The sequence below is a fragment of the Xanthomonas sp. NCPPB 2864 genome (genome assembly GCF_056675615.1).
Genome location: NZ_JBWWVS010000005.1, coordinates 136,649 through 151,972 on the forward strand (window position 1 = coordinate 136,649; position 15,324 = coordinate 151,972).

Genomic DNA, 15,324 nt, shown 5'->3' on the forward strand with positions numbered 1-15,324 from the left:
CACCGGCTCTGGAACAGGGTGAAGCGGAGCGGCCGCGCATTACGCAGCAGCGGTGGGTACGGCATTGCGGGTAGGCAACAGCACCGTGCAGGCATGCAACACCAGGCACAGCGCGATGAAGCCGAAATTGGTCCAGGTGAAGGCCTGCGGCGCAAATGGCGACACCAGGCAGGCATAGGCGATGCGCAGGAAGATCAGCACATGGAAGATCGACAGCGAGCGGTTGAGCAGGCGCATGCTCCACACCAGCCCTGCATACAACGCCAGCAGCGCCAGCAACGCACCCGGCGCCCCCCAGGCCATCAGGAACGGAAAGAATTCGGTCCCCACATTGATGTTGGGCGCATCCAGCGGAATGCTGGTGCCGGCAGTGGCGATCGAGCCACTGAACGGCACCAGCTGATTGACCAGGAAGCTGGCGTTGACATAGCCCTTGGCCAGGATCGCGCCGAAGTTGTACGGCCCGGCGCTGATGTACAGCAGCAACCACTGCACGCCCTGCGGCATGGCGCGATACAAGGCACTGAACGGCAGGGCCACGGTAGCCAGCGAGCCGGAACGCAGTGCGCCGAGGATGGAAAACACCCCGCCACCGGCCAGCACCAGCAGGCCGATGGTCTTCCACGGCAGGCGACGTGCCGGATCGCGGCGCAACAGCATCACCAGCACGAACGAAAACAACCCGGCAAAGATCCGGTTGCGGTCGATCACCACGATCGGAAACACGAATCCCAGCGTCAGCATCGCCGCGCGCAGCCCGCGATGGCGCACGCACAGCAACGCGATCGGCGGCAGGATCCAGCACATGTTGGAGATGTGCCGCACATGCGCGCGCAGCGGGCTCAAGGTCGCATACGAGGACGGATCGCTGAACAGCGGAATTGGAAACAGCGCCACATCCACGATGCAGAACAGCGTCACCACTGCCGCCAGCGTCATCACCAGGAAGGCATCACGGGTGCCGGCGTAACGGTAGGCGCGAAAGCGCTCCACCGCAGGCAACTGCACGCGCAGCACGGCGTCCAGCACGCAGGTCGCGGCGGCGGCGGCGGCCAGCAGCGCGATGCCGTCCGCATAGTCGCCGGGCAAGCTGTAGGTCAGCAGCGTCAGCGCGCAACTGAGCAGCATCGGCAGTGCCAGATAGGTCGCCGGCCGGCGTAGCAGCATGCTCATGCCGGTTTCACCGTGCTGCGCGCCGACCTGGGCCGCCACCTGGCCGGCAGCGACATCCAGGCATAGGCGAGCAGATGCCCGATCACCCGGTGCGGCCGGCGCTGCAGGAACGCCACCTTTGCGGCGATGTAGTGCGACTGCGCGTGCAGCAAGCTGCGCTCGGGCGCATCGAACAATTCCGCACAGCGCCGTGCTACCTGACGCGACTCGCTCAGGTTGGCGATGCGCGCGCGCACGTCAACGGTCTTGCTGAGGTTGTGGCCATGCAACCGGTACGCGCACACCGGCACGTCGACAAAGCCCAGCGCATCACGCGCGGCCAGACGCAGGAAGAAATCCCAGTCTTCGATCCGCAGCGACTCGTCCCAGCCGGCGCGCGCATCGAAGGCACTGCGGCGCAGCAGCGCCACCGCGCCGCCGACCGCCCACTGCTGGATCACCGCGCGGCGGATGCCGGATGCAGAGCGGTACAGGTCCACATCCACCCGATGCAGGTCGCGCATGGCGCTGCCGTGCAGCAGCTGCCCATGCTGGTCGACCACACAGGCATCGCCGATCACCGCCAGTTTCTGCGGATGCGCACGCAGGTAGCGCACCTGTGCATCCAGCCCGCCGGCCAGCAGATAATCATCGCTTGCGCCCAGCCGCAGGTACTCGCCGCGCGCACGCAGCGCCAGCTCGTTGAGTGTGGCCGCCACCCCGCGATTGGCGCGCTGTACGAACTGCACCGGCAGCCGGTGGCCATGGCTGGCGATCCACTGCGCAATCTTCTCGCCGGTCGCATCGCTGGAACCATCGTCGATGATGACCAGTTCCTTGCACGGGTACGGGTCCTCCAGCACGCTGTCCAGACAGCGTTGCACGAAGCGTTCGTGGTTGAAGGCCGGGATCAGCACCGAGACCAGCGGCCAGCGTGCACGCCCGAGGGGTTGGGTGGAATCGCTCATGCCGGCTGCACCAGATAGCGCCGCACCACCACGATGTTGAACAGCAGATACAGCACGTAGTTGGCGAGGAAGGCATACATCGCACCGATCAGCCCCCATTGCGCGGTGAACAGATACACCAGCGCCAGATAGCTGGCGGCAAACACGCATTCGGAGATCACGAACAGCCGCGTCATCGCCTTGGCCAGCATCACGTACGACAGCACGAAGGCGGCGATCTTGATCACATCGCCCAGCAGCTGCGGGGCATACAGCGGGGAGGCCTGGGCAAACCGGGCGTCGAACAGCAGCCAGGTCAGCCAATCGCGACACAGGTAGACGCCCAGCGCCATCAAGACCACCGCCGGCAGCACATGGCGATACGCGGCACGCAGCTCGCGCCCGAGCGCTGCGCGCTCCTGCAGCGATGCCAGCTTGGGCAGGTAATACACGTTGATCGCGGTCGTGAAGAACAGCAGATACGCATCCGACACCCGGCCCACCGCCTGCCAGTAACCCACCTGCTGCCAGCCGAACTGCAGCGCCAGATGGTCGCGCACTAGCATGGCCACCAGCTGCGGCACCAGCGTGGAGGTCAGCGTCATCACCGAGAACGCCGCCAGCCTGCGCGTCATCTGCGCATCGAAGCGCATGCGCAACATCTCGCGTCGAAAATAACCGCTGCGCCGCAGCGCCGGCACGCCGGCCAGCAGCCACAGCACCTGCCCCAGCACCAGTGCCAGCAAGGCGCCCTGCAGCTGTGCCCGGCTGGACAGCCATGCCACCAGTGCCGTGCTCAGCACCGCACCGCTGACCTGCACGAATGCCAGGCGGCGCACATCCATGAAGCCGTTGATCACCGCCAGGACGTAGTTGACCAGTGCGATGCCCAGCTGCGCCACCGCCGCCACGCAGATCAGCGGCCGGTATGCCGCATCGCCAAGCAGGCGCTCGGCGATGGCGCCACTGAACAGCAACGCTAGCACCGCCATCACGCAGGCCGCGCAGAACGCGTACCACAGCGCCGCGCTGAGCAGACGTGCCAGCGCAGCCGCGTCGTCGCGGTACTCGGCCACGTACTTGACGATGCCGGCACTGATGCCGCCGCCCGCCAGCACCGCCAGCACCGACATCAGATTGAGGAACTGGCCCAGCCGGCCGACCCCTTGCGGGCCGGCGTAGACCGCCACCAGCTTCACCACCACCAGCGCAGCCAGCAGCTTGGCCAGCGTCGCAACGCCGGTGTAGGCGCTGCTGCGCACGACATTCATGCGGGAGCGCCAAACGACTGGCATGCGGCAATCACGCGCGCAATTGACGCATCGTCCAGCGCCGGCCCCATCGGCAGGCTCAGCACCTCGCGGTGCAGCCGCTCGCTCACCGGCAGGCAGGCATCGCCCAAGGTGGTGTAGGCCGGCTGCCGATGCGGCGGCACCGGGTAATGGATCTGGGTATGGATGCCCGAGCGCAGCAGATGCGCCTGCAAAGCATCGCGCTGGGCGCTGCGCACCACGAACAGATGCCAGACGTGCTGCGCTTCGGCCACCACCGTCGGCAAGGTGATCAGGGGGTTGTCGATGCCGTGCAGGTAGCGCTGCGCCACCGCGCGGCGGCGGGCGATCTCATCGTCCAGATAGCCCAGCTTGACCCGCAGGAACGCCGCCTGCATCTCGTCCAGCCGTGAATTCACGCCCTGGCAGAGGTGGTGATACTTCACCTGCGAACCGTAGTTGCGCAGCGCACGGATGCGCTCGGCCAGGCGCGCATCCGAGGTCACCACTGCGCCGCCGTCGCCGAGTGCGCCCAGGTTCTTGGTCGGGAAAAAACTGAACGCGGCCGCATCGCCAAAGGCGCCGGCACGTCGCCCGTGCGCACTGGCGCCATGTGCCTGCGCGGCATCTTCGATCAGCAGCAGCCCGTAGCGACGCGCCAGTGTCTGTAGTGCCGCCACATCCACCAACTGCCCGTACAGATGCACCGCCATGATGGCGCGCGTGCGCGGGCCGATCGCCTTCTCCACACTGGCCGGGTCGATGTTGAAGGTTGCAGGGTCCGGCTCCACCGGCACCAGCACCAGGTGGTTCTGACTGATCGCAAGAAAGGTGGCGATGAAGGTATTGGCGGGCACGATGATTTCGTCGCCCTCGCGCAACACGCCCAGCTCGCGATAGCCGCGCAGGATCAGCGACAACGCATCCAGCCCGTTACCCACACCCACCGTCTGCGCGGCGCCGCAGTAGCTGGCGAATTCCTCCTCGAAGGCGGACAGCTCCTGCCCAAGCACATACCAGCCGGCATCGATCACCCGCGCCGCAGCCACCTTCAGCTCCTCCGCATATCGCGCATTGACCGCGCGCAAATCCAAGAACGGCACATCCATTACAGCATCCACCGATAAAAATCCTGTACCACGGCGCGTGCGCCGAAACGTTCCTTTTGTTCGACCAGACCGTCGTTGAGCACCTGGCCGGCCTGCTCGGTCGAGATACCGAAGCTGAAGTAATGGCGCTGCGCATACACCTGGGTGATCAGCTCGGCCAGCAGCAGGCTCAGTGCATCCAGCTGGCGACCGCGCGCGGACACCGCCAGATACTGGGTGTGCACGCTGCGGCCGAAATCCAGCACCAGCGCTGCCGCCAACAGCTCCCCTTCGGCTCGCGCCTCATGCAGCACGATCTGCTGCGGAAACCGGTGTTGCAGCAATTGCAGCTCGTCCAGCCGATGGGTCGGCGCCACGTGGTGGCGCTGCAACACCTCGGTCAGCAGGGCATGAAATTCATCGAGTCGGGTGCTGGCCTGGATCTGCATACCGGCCTTGCGCGCCTTGCCCAGCGAGCGTCGACGTTCGGCGCTGAACGCAAATGGCTCGCGCAACGCGATCGCCGAGGACAGATCGCGCCGGTACAGCTGCGCGCCCACGCGATACAGGGCATACAGGTCTTCTTCGGCCGGATATGCGTGAAAGATATGCGGCACCGGCTTGTACACAAGCTCGCGCACCCCACGCACGCGATAGTGCGCGGCGATCTGTTCGAACACCTGCAAGGTCGCACCCGCGCGCAGGGCCGTGGACGACAGCAGGCCCGCATAGGTCAGGCCGGCGTGGCTGCTGACACAGTCGCCCTCCACATTCGCCGGCAGCACCGCCACCACCTCGCCACCGCGTTCGATCAGCAACGATGCGTCCACGAAGCGGTCGGCGTGATAGTCCATGTAGCCGCGCCGATGCAACACATTGCCATTGCGCGAGGACGCCACCAGGGCATCCCAGGCAGGCGCATCGCCGGGCAGATACGGCCTAACCGAAAACATGGCGCCCCTGCAGGTCCGGCGGCAACGCTGCATCGGCCAGGCCGAAGCCGGCCTGGCCCATCGCATTGCCGTTGTAGAACATCAACACCCGATCATGCTGCTGGATCAAGGCCGGGTAACAGAGTGTTTGCGCATCCCAGCCCTGCTCGGACAGCTGCAGCCCCAGCTGGCTGTCATCGCGCTGCCACTGCACACCGTCGCGACTGAATGCGAAACCCGGGAAATAACCGCCGTGCGTATCGCCGCGGGTGAAATACATCAGATAGCGATCACCCAGGCGGTACACGCGCGGACGGCCGATACGGTATTCATCGCCCTGCGGACGCAGGCACACCACATCGTCGACAGGGATATGGTGCAGATCGTCGGTCTCCGCATAGCGGATGTGGTAGCGCGGATACGGCTGGCCGCCGATGCTTTCCCAATCGTCGCCCACCGCGTACCACAGCCGCCACCGCCCATCCTCGAAACGAGCCGAGTGCACCGCGGCAATCGTGCTGCGCCCGGGCGCGCGATCCAGCAGCGGGGTGTCCTGCACGCGCTGGAAACGCTCGCCGCCGTCGCGGGACAGCGCAAGCCCGGTGAAGGCCAGGAACTTGGCCTTGGCCACACGCTGGAAGCCGACATAGAACATGTACAGCCCCTCCGGCCCGGCCACCACATCGCCGAGAATCATGCCGTTGTCGTCGAAACAGCCAGCGCGGCCGATGTCCAGCACCGGCTGCCGGCTGACACCGACGATCTGCGTCGGTGCGTCGGCGCGTACGTCCACATAGCCGATCCGGCTTACGCCCTGCGCATCGCGAAAGCCCGCATAGACACGCAGCACCTGCGCAGACAGCCGGTAGGGCGTCGGCGTCAGCGCGGCGTGCTGCATCCAGCCGCCCACACCATCGCGTGCGACGTCGAACACCAGGCCGCGCTTGGTCCAGGCAAACATGCTCACAGCTCCACGTCGAAGCTGGATCTGCCGGCCACCGCGCGCGCCGGCGAGCCGACGTAGACACGCTCGGCATCGGTATGCCGGGTCACCAGCGCACCGGCGCCGATGATGTTGTCGGCGGCGATGCGTACCTTGTCGCTGAGCGTGGCGTTGACACCGATGAAGCTGCCGCGCCCGATCTCGCAATAGCCGGAAATCACCGCGTGCGAGGCGATGAAGACATTGTCCTGCACCACGGTGCGGTGGCCGATATGGTTGCCGCTCCACAGGATGCAGTTGTCGCCGATCCGGGTGAATGGCTGGATCACGTTGCCTTCGAACAGGAAACAGTTGGCGCCGATCTGCGCATTGCGCCAGACGAACGCACGCGAGCTGACATAGCTGGCGCAGCGATAGCCACGCCGCAGCATGTCCTGGAAAAAGCGCGTCCGCAGGCGATTGAGCTGCGTGGCCGGGATGGCGACGAAGACCTCGTACTGTTCGGGCGGATAGCGCTGCTCGAGCTCTTCGTAGGCCACCACCGGCAACTCGGCCAGCGTGGGCCGCAACAGGAAGTCGCGCTCCACGCTGAAGGCCACCACCGTGTAGTCGCTGTCGTGCTGAAAATACTCGCAGGCGATCTGCGCAAATTCGCCTGCGCCCACGATCACCAGGGGCTTGTGCACGCTCATGCTTCCAGCCTGCGTGCATCCAGACCGCTGCCAGCGCGCACTTCGCTGAGGAACTGGTCGTAATCGAGAATGTAGTCGGCGGGATCGTAGAACTGGTCGGCCAGCACCATCAGCACGCAGTCGGGGCTGAAGCGATGCAGGTCGCGCCACACCATGCGGCCGAGCAGCAGGCCCTGCGATGGATCGTCCAGCACTACTTCCTGCTGGCCGTGGCCGTCGCCCTGATCCAGCAGGATCGTCACCGAGCCATGCAAGGCCACCGCCAGCTGGTTGAGCCGACGGTGTGCATGCTGTCCACGATGGACGCCGTTGCGGGTGCCGAACAGGTAATACACACGACGTATCTCGAACGGGACATTGCGCTGCTGCTCCAACGAGATGAGCAGCCCGCGATCGTCGCCGTGGGTATGCAACTGGATGCGTTCGATAGCCATGATCGGAAGGGCGTAACCGCTGACTGCACGTAGTGCGACATGCCTGAGTGCGCCGGCATGCGCGAAAGGTTGCGCGGCGTCACGGCGCTGCGAACCCAGGTGCGCGCAAGCGCAGTCGCTGCCGCCAACACCGTGCCCAGGCACGTCATCACTGCACGGCGATGCAACCTTTCAGCGGCCGCGCCGCACATATCGGTGCACGTTCACGTGGCCGCAGTTCGGCCGGCGTGGGGAGCCAGGCCTGGCAGCGCACCGCGTACTGCCGGATCCAACGACACCAGCGCAGGACACCGATCGATGAGTTCATCCCCCCACGCGCCCGATGCGGTTGCAGCCGACAGTGCCACGGCGCTGCCGGAGCAGGCCGCACTGCCGGCGCGCGTCATTCCGCTGCCCAGACCGGTGCGCGTATTGCATTGGCTGACGGTGTTCTGCCTGGCCATGGCGGCCGCGCTGATCCTGCTGCGCGCCGAGCTGGAAGGACGCGCCCTGCGGCAGTGGCTGATGGAAGGCCATCGCCACTTCGGTTTGATGGTGCTGCTGCTGTTCGTCCTGCGGGTGGGCCTGCGCATCCGCCTGCGCGCGTTGCCGCCCGGCCCGCCATCGCCGCTGCCGATGCGGCTGGCTGCAGGCGCCACCCACCTCGCGCTGTACGGCTTGATGGTCGCCCTGCCGCTGATCGGCTGGTCGTTGAGCAATGCCTACGCCAAACCGGTCTATCTGTTCGGACTGACGCTGCCGAACCTGGTTGCGCCGGACGAAGACCTGGCCGACACCCTAAGCACCTGGCACTTGAATGCCGCCTGGGTGTTGCTGGCCTTGGTGATCGCGCATATCGGCGCCGCCCTCTGGCATCACCTGGTGTTGCGCGATGGCCTGCTGCACCGCGTGCTGCCGGGAACACGCCGATGAGCTCCGCCGTGTTGCCCGCTGTCCCCTGCTCCCGCAGCGCCGCCCCCCGTACCGTCGAACAAGGACTTTCCATGCCTACACCCCAGCCCGCTCCGCGTCGCACCACTGCCACGCGCACCGCTTCCCTGACCTCCTTGTTGTGCGTGTCCGGCCCGTTGCTGCTGCTGGCCAGCACCCAGGCGCAGGCGATTCCCTCCTTTGCACGCCAGACCGGTTCGTCGTGCGCGGACTGCCATGTCGGCTCCTACGGTCCGTCGCTGACGCCATACGGCATGCGCTTCAAGCTCGGCGGCTTCACCGATACCGACGGCAACGGCACCAAGATCCCGGCCTCCGGCCAGGTCACCTGGACCCGGCGCAATCCCAGCCGCGGCGACAGCAGCGCACGCATCAACGAAGCGGACCTGTATCTGGCCGGACGGGTCAACGACCACGTCGGCGGTTACTCCAAGATCCGCTCCAACAACGGCGGCAACGACACCTTCAACACCCAGCTCGACGATGTGGATCTGCGCTTTGTCAGCAAGCCGTTCCAGCTGGCCGGCAAGGACGCGATGGTCGGGGTCAGCATCAACAACAATCCCGGCGTGTCCGACCCGATCCAGGTGCTGCCCAATGCATCGACGTTGAGCCCGGTGTCCAATGCCGGCTCGGCCAGCATGCTCAGTTCGTCCTCGCTCTCCAACCGCGTGATCGGCGCCACCGTGTACGGCCTGTTCGACCGCAACTGGTACGGCGAAGTCGGCAGCTACAGCGCGCTGTCCGCCGACGCGCAGGACCACCTGGGCTGGAACCCCAATGGCGACCCGGGCAAGCTCAGCGACACCGGCTATGCGCGCTTTGCCTATATGAAGGACATGAAGCGGCAGTTCTTCTCGGCCGGCCTGACTGCCATGACCACGCGCCGCCAGCGGCTGCGCAGCGGCGGCCCCAGCGATGACCTCACCGACCTGGGCTACGACCTGACCTATCAGTTCCTCGGCACCCGCGAGCACGTGCTGTCGCTGGCCTACGTCAACATCTACGAGCGCCGCAAATACGGTAGCCCGCTGCTGCCAACCGACCCGAGCATGTCCCCGCGCGATCGCGGCAGCGTGCGCGACCAGAACATCAGCATGAACTACGCGTTCAAGCAGACCTACGGCGTGCTGGCGGCGCATCTGATCAACAGCGGCTCGTTCGATGTGGCGCGCTATCAGCCCTACGGCATCCCCGACACCACCGCCAATCTGATCCTGCTGTACTGGACCCCGTTCGGCAAGGAAGGCACCTACACCACCAATGCCAACGTGCGGTTCGCGGCCACCTGGTTCCGCTTCGACAAGTTCAACGGCAGCACCAGCAATGTGTTCGGTGGCGGCATTCCGATCACCAACCCGCGCGATCTCGACAGTTTCGCGCTGTCGGTCAATGTCTCGTTCTGATCCCCCGCACGCGTAAGGACCCCCATGAAGTCATTCCACCAGACCCTGTTGTGCGCCCCGCTGGCCGGCCTGCTGCTGGCCGGCGCCCTGCTTGCCCCACCTGCGCACGCGGCCGACGGCAAAGGCGTTTTCATGACCGAATGCGCCGAATGCCACAGCGCCGCCCAGGGCAAGAACAAGAAGGGCCCGTCGATGTTCGGCGTGGCCGGGCGCCCGGCCGCCAGCCTGGCCGACTACAGCAATTACTCCGATGCGCTCAAGGCCAGCAAGTGGCAGTGGACGCCTGCCCAGCTCAAGACCTATCTGTCGCAGTCCTCCTCCAAGGCCTTGCCGGGCACCAAGATGAAGTACGAAGGCCTGGAAGATCAAAAGGAACTCGACGCGCTGATCGCCTACCTCAACACCCTGCACTGATCGCCACCGGCGCGCTGCCGGTGGGCATCCGGGAGCGCGATCGCCGGCGCATACCGGCACGGGTGCGCGTTGCCTGTGCCGGTTCCTTCGCGTATACGGACGGAACAACCGCCGTCGCAGCGGTCTCGTCTTGCGTGATGGGTCACTATCGCGCCCCTGTTCCATGTAGACGCTTACCCCATTGCCGAATGCCTTGACTGCCAGGCCCTACCCGCTCCGGACGCGACGCAGCTGCGCCTGCGACGGGCAGCCGTGGCTTGCGAGCGGCCACGGGGCGGGCCGGCGACGCTGCCACACGCCCCGGGGCATGCCGCACTGCCGGCACGCGCAGTCCGCACACCGACGCGCCGCGTTGCGCCACTGCCTGCTGCTGGCCCTGGTGTTGGGCCCGGGCAATGCCATCGCCGGCACGGTCGGCGGCGCGGTGGCGCTGACCTCGCAGTTGATCGACCGCGGCATCTCGATCGCGCCCAACAAGGCCACCCTGCAGACCGCCGGCTACTGGCTGCCCGCACCGGGCTGGTCGATGTCGGCGTCGGTCGCGCTGCAATCGCCCTCGCTGAGCAGGCCGGTGGCGGTGACCGCCCAGGCCGCACGCGCCTGGATGCTGGGCGACCGCTGGCAGATGCAGGCCAGCGCGCTGTATTACGGCTACCCGACCAATCAGGCCACGCGCACCTTCGACCGCCAGGAAGCCAGCCTGGCCTGGTCCTATCGCGACGTGCTGACCTTCTCGGTGTCGACCTTCAATTTCCCGCGTGCCGACCAGTCGCCGTGGAATGTCGCCATCGACGTCACCGCCAATGTCCCGCTGCGCGACGACCTCAGCCTGACAGTCGGCGCCGGCTCGTCACGTTTCCCGGCGATGGCCTACGGCGCCGCGCGGTCCGGCCGCTATCAGTATGGGCAATTCGGCCTGCGCTGGAGTCGGGAGCGATGGACGCTGAAGCTGGAACGCATCGTCACCAGCGACAACACCCCACGCCTGCAGGGCGGCCCCGGCGAAACGCCCTGGCTGAGTACCGCGTCGGTCACCTTCTGATCCCCACGCAACCTTTTGCCCGCCCGCGGGCACTGACATGCGTCCTAAGCCGTGCCTGCCTCGATGAATGATTCCGACACCCTGGGTGATGCCACCGATCGCATGCTGCTGCGCCGCATGGCGGCGGGCGATCGCGCCGCGTTGTCCACCATGTACACCAGCTATCACGGCCGGCTGTGCCGCTTCCTGTCGCGCCTGACCCGGCGCCCGGACATCATCGAAGAAGCCATCAACGACTGTTTCTGGATCGCCTGGCAGAAGGCCGGCGACTTCCGCGGCGATTCGCAGGTTTCGACCTGGATCATGGGCATCGCCTATCGCTGCGGCCTCAAATGCCTGCGCCAGCACGACGGCGAGGCCATCGACGATACAGCGGTGGTGGAAGACCACGCCCCCAGCGCCGACGACAACGACGACCGCGAGCTGCGCGACTGGCTCGACAAGGGCATGGAACGGCTGTCGCCGGATCAGCGCCTGGTGATCGAACTGGTCTACGGCATCGGCCACAAGCTGGAAGAAGTCGCCGAAATCATGCAGTGCCCGGTAGGCACCATCAAGGCCCGGCTGTTCCATGCGCGGGTCAAATTACGCAATGTGCTGCCCGGTCTGGCCGGCGGCGCCCCCTATACGGAGACCATGCAATGAAGACGTTTTTCATCGCGCCTGGCAAGGAATGCTCGCACGCCTGGGAACTGATGCCCGCGGTCCTGCTCGACAGCGCCACCGAGGAAGAGAACACCTGGCTGATCGCGCACGTGGCCAAGTGCGCCTCGTGCAGTGCCGAGTTCGCCCAGCAGAACCGCCTGCGCCAGGCGCTGGCGCTGCCGTCGGCGGTGAAGCTGGACGCCAACGCCGGCCTGCAGCGCCTGCTCGGTCGCCTGGATGCGCCGGAGCAGGCCAGCGCGCCCGCGCCGCCGGCAGCGCGCCGCTCCGGTAGCTGGACCGTGCGCGCCCTGGCGGCCGCAGCGCTGGTGCAGGCGATCGGCCTGGGCGTCATGGGCGTCAGGCTGGCCACGCCTGCGCCCTCGCACGACTACCGCACGCTCAGCAGCGCCACCGCCCAGCCGGTGCCGCAAGGCGCCATCCGGGTGGTGCCGGACGCCAAGATGACCGTGGCCGACTGGGACCGCCTGCTGCATGCACAGCAGTTGCAGGTGATCGGCGGGCCCAACGAGATGGGCGCCTACACCGTGGTGCCGGCCCAGCCGCAACCGCCGGCCCAGCCGCAGCAGACCGTGCAACAGCTGCGCGCCAACCCGGGCATCCGCATGGCCGAGATCGTGTCCGCACCATGAAGCGCCTGCTCGCCATCGGCATCATCGCCGCCTGCATCGGCCTTGGCCCGCAGGCCGCCGCGCAGGAGCCGGCGCAGGCCGCCGCCAGCGCCAGCACGCCACCAGCGGCCGATGCGCATACGCCCGACAGCAGCAGCGACATCCTGCTGGCGGTGGCCAACCCGCTCAGCGCGCCGCCGGCCCGCGCCGGGTCCAGCCTGATCGGCTACGCCTCCAGTTATTACGGCGCCGGTCAGAAGGCCGCCGTGCGCATGGAAGCACTCAAGCAGCGCTACAAGCTGCGCGAAGTCTCCGGCTGGCCGATCACCTCGCTGGGCCTGTATTGCGCCGTGCTGCAGCCGCCGCCGGGCGTGTCGCGCGACGAACTGGTCAGCGCGCTGGCCGACGACGACGGCGTGGAGCTGGTGCAACCGGTGCAGGATTTCTCGGTGTTTTCCGCCGACGCATCGGAAAAGACCACCGCGCTGTCCGGCTACAACGACCCCTATGTGGATCTGCAGCGCGGCTTCATCGCCACCGATGCGGCCAGCGCGCAGACCGTCACCCAGGGCCGCGGCGTGGTGGTGGCGGTGGTCGACACCGGCGTGGACACCACGCATGCCGACCTGAAGGCGCGCATCCGCGACGTGCACGACCTGGTCGACGATTCGCCGGTGATGACCAGCAGCGACTCGCACGGCACCGAGGTGGCCGGCATCATCGCCGCCGGCAGCAACAACCATCAAGGCATCGTCGGCATGGCGCCCAAGGCCATGCTGAGCATCTACAAGGCCTGCTGGTATGCGCCCACGGTCGGCGCCACCGCACGCTGCAACACCTTCACCCTGGCCAAGGCGCTGGCGGCGATCAACAACAGCTCCGCGCGCGTGATCAACCTGAGCCTGGGCGGCCCGGCCGACCCGCTGCTGAGCAAGATGCTGCAGCACCTGGTGCAGCAGGGCCGCATCGTGGTCGCCGCGATGCCGCCCAACGGCCGGCTGGACGGTTTTCCCAACGATGTGCCGGGCGTGCTGGTGGTACGCAGCAGCAGCCCCACCGCGGCCATGCCCGGCGTGCTCAGCGCCCCCGGCAAGGACATCCTGACCACCCAGCCGAACGGCCGCTACGACTTCACCTCCGGCTCGTCGATGGCCACCGCGCATGTCAGCGGCGTGGTCGCGCTGCTGTTGTCGCTGTCGCCGTCGCTGGACGCCACCGCATTGCGCGAGCTGATGCAGCGCACCAGCAAGCTCTCCGACGGCCAGTTGCAGGTCAACGCCGGTGCCGCCGTGCAGGCGCTGGCGCCTCCCGCCAGACATTCCAACTGACGACACCGGCATGGCCAAGTGGATTCCCTTGTGGCTGCACAGACTCAGCTCGCCGCCGACCTTCTATCGCGTGGCCGGACGCGTGCGTCCGTGGGCCTTGGGCCTGGCGCTGTTGCTTGGTGCGGTGGCCGCCTACGGTGGGCTGGTGCTGGTGCCGCCGGATTACCAGCAGCACGATGCCTACCGCATCATCTTCATCCACGTGCCCAGCGCCTGGATGAGCCTGTTCATCTACGCGGCGATGGGCGTATCCGCGTTCATCGCACTGGTCTGGCGGATCAAGCTGGCCGAGGTGGTGACCATGGCCTCGGCGCCAATCGGCGCGGCCTTCACCTTCATCACCTTGTGCACCGGCTCGCTGTGGGGCAAGCCGATGTGGGGCACCTGGTGGACCTGGGATGCGCGGCTGACCTCCGAGTTGCTGCTGCTGTTCCTGTATCTGGGCGTGCTCGGCCTGTACCACGCGGTGGAGGACCGCCGCCAGGCGATGCGTGCGGCCGGCTTGCTGGCATTGGTGGGCCTGGTGAATCTGCCGATCGTGCATTACTCGGTGGTGTGGTGGAACACGTTGCACCAGGGCTCCACCGTGCGCCTGCTCGGCCCCTCCACGATGAGCGCGGACATGCTGTGGCCGCTGCTGACGATGACGCTGGCGACCAAGTGTTACTACGTGGCCAGCCTGTTCGGCCGCGTGCGCGTGGACCTGCTCGCCCTGGAAAGCGGCAAGGACTGGGCGCGCCGCATCGTGTTCACGGAGCGCACCGCATGACGGCCCTGCTGGCGATGGGCGGTTACGGGCAATACGTGTGGACCGCGTACGCGATGTTCGTGCTGGTGCTGCTGGCCGACCTGGCATCGCCATGGTTGCGTCGTCGCCGCCTGCCGCGCGAGCTGCGCGGCCAGCTGCAACGGCAAACGCCGCGGCGCACGCGCGAGTTGTCGGCAACAGCGCCGCTGGAGCGTGACGCCTCATGAACGCCACCCGCAAGCAACGCCTGTGGCTGGTGATCGGCGCACTCGCCGCTGCGGCATTGGCGGTCACGCTGATCGTGCTCGCGCTGCAGCGGAACATGAGCTACCTGTTCACGCCCAGCCAGGTGCATGCCGGCGAGGCGGCCAGCTACCGGCAATTCCGCCTCGGCGGCATGGTCAAGGCCGGCTCGATCCAGCGCGCCAGCGACAGCCTCACCGTCCACTTCACCGTGATCGACAAGCACGCAGCGACGCAGGTCGAGTACACCGGCATTCTTCCGGACCTGTTCCGCGACAACCAGTCGGTGATCGCCAACGGGCGCATGCAGGGCGGGCGCTTCGTCGCCAACGAAGTGCTGGCCAAGCACGACGAAACCTATATGCCGAAGGAACTGAAGGACGCGATGGCCGAAGGCCATGTCGGCAAGCCGATTCCCGCCGCCGCGGTGCCGCTGTCTGCGCCACGCTGATGCGGCGCGCAGGCTGTTCTTTCCCTCGA

18 protein-coding genes are annotated in these 15,324 nt (G+C 66.8%); 10 read left to right on the plus strand and 8 right to left on the minus strand.

All coding sequences use genetic code 11. From position 1 onward, the window contains the following. Nucleotides 1-39: 39 nt before the first annotated feature. Genes AC1KVE_RS13190 through AC1KVE_RS13225 form a run of 8 tightly spaced genes read right to left on the minus strand, consistent with a single transcriptional unit; the run spans nt 40 to nt 7,459 of the window. The gene (locus tag AC1KVE_RS13190) at nt 40-1,173 is read right to left on the minus strand and encodes a hypothetical protein (protein WP_184455693.1); all 1,134 of its coding nucleotides are present in this window, start codon (nt 1,171-1,173) and stop codon (nt 40-42) included. Beyond that, a complete protein-coding gene (locus AC1KVE_RS13195) occupies nt 1,170-2,120 on the minus strand; it encodes a glycosyltransferase (RefSeq protein WP_184455691.1) in 951 nt (316 codons plus the stop codon). Before AC1KVE_RS13195 ends, AC1KVE_RS13190 begins: the two co-directional genes overlap by 4 nt. Further along, nucleotides 2,117-3,370: an O-antigen translocase gene (locus AC1KVE_RS13200; protein ID WP_024940354.1), complete on the minus strand. Its 1,254-nt coding sequence runs from the start codon at nt 3,368-3,370 to the stop codon at nt 2,117-2,119. The genes AC1KVE_RS13195 and AC1KVE_RS13200 overlap by 4 nt, the downstream gene beginning before the upstream one ends. Beyond that, entirely contained in the window at nt 3,367-4,479 is a 1,113-nt protein-coding gene (locus tag AC1KVE_RS13205) for a DegT/DnrJ/EryC1/StrS family aminotransferase (protein ID WP_184455689.1), read from the minus strand. Before AC1KVE_RS13205 ends, AC1KVE_RS13200 begins: the two co-directional genes overlap by 4 nt. Further along, complete coding sequence (locus AC1KVE_RS13210) at nt 4,479-5,390, minus strand: GNAT family N-acetyltransferase (RefSeq protein WP_184456481.1); 912 nt, start codon at nt 5,388-5,390, stop codon at nt 4,479-4,481. The genes AC1KVE_RS13205 and AC1KVE_RS13210 overlap by 1 nt, the downstream gene beginning before the upstream one ends. A 7-nt stretch (nt 5,391-5,397) precedes the next feature. After that, nucleotides 5,398-6,351 (minus strand): hypothetical protein, encoded by a 954-nt coding sequence (locus AC1KVE_RS13215; RefSeq protein WP_024940351.1) that lies wholly within the window; start codon nt 6,349-6,351, stop codon nt 5,398-5,400. A 2-nt stretch (nt 6,352-6,353) separates the two neighbouring features. Further along, nucleotides 6,354-7,025: an acetyltransferase gene (locus AC1KVE_RS13220; RefSeq protein ID WP_016902086.1), complete on the minus strand. Its 672-nt coding sequence runs from the start codon at nt 7,023-7,025 to the stop codon at nt 6,354-6,356. Next, on the minus strand, nt 7,022-7,459 hold the full coding sequence (locus tag AC1KVE_RS13225) for a sugar 3,4-ketoisomerase (protein ID WP_016902088.1): 438 nt from the start codon (nt 7,457-7,459) through the stop codon (nt 7,022-7,024). The genes AC1KVE_RS13220 and AC1KVE_RS13225 overlap by 4 nt, the downstream gene beginning before the upstream one ends. A 297-nt stretch (nt 7,460-7,756) precedes the next feature. Here AC1KVE_RS13225 and AC1KVE_RS13230 point away from each other — a divergent pair, with 297 nt between their 5' ends. From AC1KVE_RS13230 to ccmE, 10 genes are all read left to right on the plus strand, one after another. Further along, nucleotides 7,757-8,371 carry a cytochrome b gene (locus AC1KVE_RS13230; protein WP_024940350.1) on the plus strand — a complete coding sequence of 205 codons (615 nt, stop codon included), beginning with the start codon at nt 7,757-7,759 and terminating at the stop codon, nt 8,369-8,371. A 71-nt stretch (nt 8,372-8,442) separates the two neighbouring features. After that, nucleotides 8,443-9,795 (plus strand): cytochrome C, encoded by a 1,353-nt coding sequence (locus AC1KVE_RS13235; protein ID WP_481092250.1) that lies wholly within the window; start codon nt 8,443-8,445, stop codon nt 9,793-9,795. A gap of 24 nt (nt 9,796-9,819) precedes the next feature. Then, nucleotides 9,820-10,209: a c-type cytochrome gene (locus AC1KVE_RS13240; protein ID WP_016902092.1), complete on the plus strand. Its 390-nt coding sequence runs from the start codon at nt 9,820-9,822 to the stop codon at nt 10,207-10,209. 307 nt (nt 10,210-10,516) lie between these two features. After that, nucleotides 10,517-11,251 (plus strand): TorF family putative porin, encoded by a 735-nt coding sequence (locus tag AC1KVE_RS13245; RefSeq protein WP_102252261.1) that lies wholly within the window; start codon nt 10,517-10,519, stop codon nt 11,249-11,251. 63 nt (nt 11,252-11,314) lie between these two features. Next, nucleotides 11,315-11,896, plus strand: a complete 582-nt coding sequence (locus tag AC1KVE_RS13250) for a sigma-70 family RNA polymerase sigma factor (protein WP_046342333.1) — start codon at nt 11,315-11,317, stop codon at nt 11,894-11,896. Then, entirely contained in the window at nt 11,893-12,546 is a 654-nt protein-coding gene (locus AC1KVE_RS13255) for a zf-HC2 domain-containing protein (RefSeq protein ID WP_054592783.1), read from the plus strand. Before AC1KVE_RS13250 ends, AC1KVE_RS13255 begins: the two co-directional genes overlap by 4 nt. Further along, nucleotides 12,543-13,853 (plus strand): S8 family serine peptidase, encoded by a 1,311-nt coding sequence (locus tag AC1KVE_RS13260; protein WP_481092249.1) that lies wholly within the window; start codon nt 12,543-12,545, stop codon nt 13,851-13,853. Before AC1KVE_RS13255 ends, AC1KVE_RS13260 begins: the two co-directional genes overlap by 4 nt. Before the next feature lie 10 nt (nt 13,854-13,863). Beyond that, on the plus strand, nt 13,864-14,622 hold the full coding sequence (ccmC, locus tag AC1KVE_RS13265) for a heme ABC transporter permease CcmC (protein ID WP_184455688.1): 759 nt from the start codon (nt 13,864-13,866) through the stop codon (nt 14,620-14,622). Then, entirely contained in the window at nt 14,619-14,828 is a 210-nt protein-coding gene (ccmD, locus tag AC1KVE_RS13270; protein WP_184455686.1) for a heme exporter protein CcmD, read from the plus strand. The genes ccmC and ccmD overlap by 4 nt, the downstream gene beginning before the upstream one ends. Next, nucleotides 14,825-15,295 carry a cytochrome c maturation protein CcmE gene (gene ccmE, locus AC1KVE_RS13275; protein WP_102252257.1) on the plus strand — a complete coding sequence of 157 codons (471 nt, stop codon included), beginning with the start codon at nt 14,825-14,827 and terminating at the stop codon, nt 15,293-15,295. Before ccmD ends, ccmE begins: the two co-directional genes overlap by 4 nt. Nucleotides 15,296-15,324 lie beyond the last annotated feature (29 nt).

Bases quoted from the DNA above. Each gene is read 5' to 3' on its own strand.
- AC1KVE_RS13190 (WP_184455693.1), bottom strand. From the start codon at position 1,173: ATGAGCATGCTGCTACGCCGGCCGGCGACCTATCTGGCACTGCCGATG.
- AC1KVE_RS13195 (WP_184455691.1), bottom strand. From the start codon at position 2,120: ATGAGCGATTCCACCCAACCCCTCGGGCGTGCACGCTGGCCGCTGGTC.
- AC1KVE_RS13200 (WP_024940354.1), bottom strand. From the start codon at position 3,370: ATGAATGTCGTGCGCAGCAGCGCCTACACCGGCGTTGCGACGCTGGCC.
- AC1KVE_RS13205 (WP_184455689.1), bottom strand. From the start codon at position 4,479: ATGGATGTGCCGTTCTTGGATTTGCGCGCGGTCAATGCGCGATATGCG.
- AC1KVE_RS13215 (WP_024940351.1), bottom strand. From the start codon at position 6,351: ATGTTTGCCTGGACCAAGCGCGGCCTGGTGTTCGACGTCGCACGCGAT.
- AC1KVE_RS13220 (WP_016902086.1), bottom strand. From the start codon at position 7,025: ATGAGCGTGCACAAGCCCCTGGTGATCGTGGGCGCAGGCGAATTTGCG.
- AC1KVE_RS13225 (WP_016902088.1), bottom strand. From the start codon at position 7,459: ATGGCTATCGAACGCATCCAGTTGCATACCCACGGCGACGATCGCGGG.
- AC1KVE_RS13230 (WP_024940350.1), top strand. From the start codon at position 7,757: ATGAGTTCATCCCCCCACGCGCCCGATGCGGTTGCAGCCGACAGTGCC.
- AC1KVE_RS13235 (WP_481092250.1), top strand. From the start codon at position 8,443: ATGCCTACACCCCAGCCCGCTCCGCGTCGCACCACTGCCACGCGCACC.
- AC1KVE_RS13240 (WP_016902092.1), top strand. From the start codon at position 9,820: ATGAAGTCATTCCACCAGACCCTGTTGTGCGCCCCGCTGGCCGGCCTG.
- AC1KVE_RS13245 (WP_102252261.1), top strand. From the start codon at position 10,517: ATGCCGCACTGCCGGCACGCGCAGTCCGCACACCGACGCGCCGCGTTG.
- AC1KVE_RS13250 (WP_046342333.1), top strand. From the start codon at position 11,315: ATGAATGATTCCGACACCCTGGGTGATGCCACCGATCGCATGCTGCTG.
- AC1KVE_RS13255 (WP_054592783.1), top strand. From the start codon at position 11,893: ATGAAGACGTTTTTCATCGCGCCTGGCAAGGAATGCTCGCACGCCTGG.
- AC1KVE_RS13260 (WP_481092249.1), top strand. From the start codon at position 12,543: ATGAAGCGCCTGCTCGCCATCGGCATCATCGCCGCCTGCATCGGCCTT.
- ccmC (WP_184455688.1), top strand. From the start codon at position 13,864: ATGGCCAAGTGGATTCCCTTGTGGCTGCACAGACTCAGCTCGCCGCCG.
- ccmD (WP_184455686.1), top strand. From the start codon at position 14,619: ATGACGGCCCTGCTGGCGATGGGCGGTTACGGGCAATACGTGTGGACC.
- ccmE (WP_102252257.1), top strand. From the start codon at position 14,825: ATGAACGCCACCCGCAAGCAACGCCTGTGGCTGGTGATCGGCGCACTC.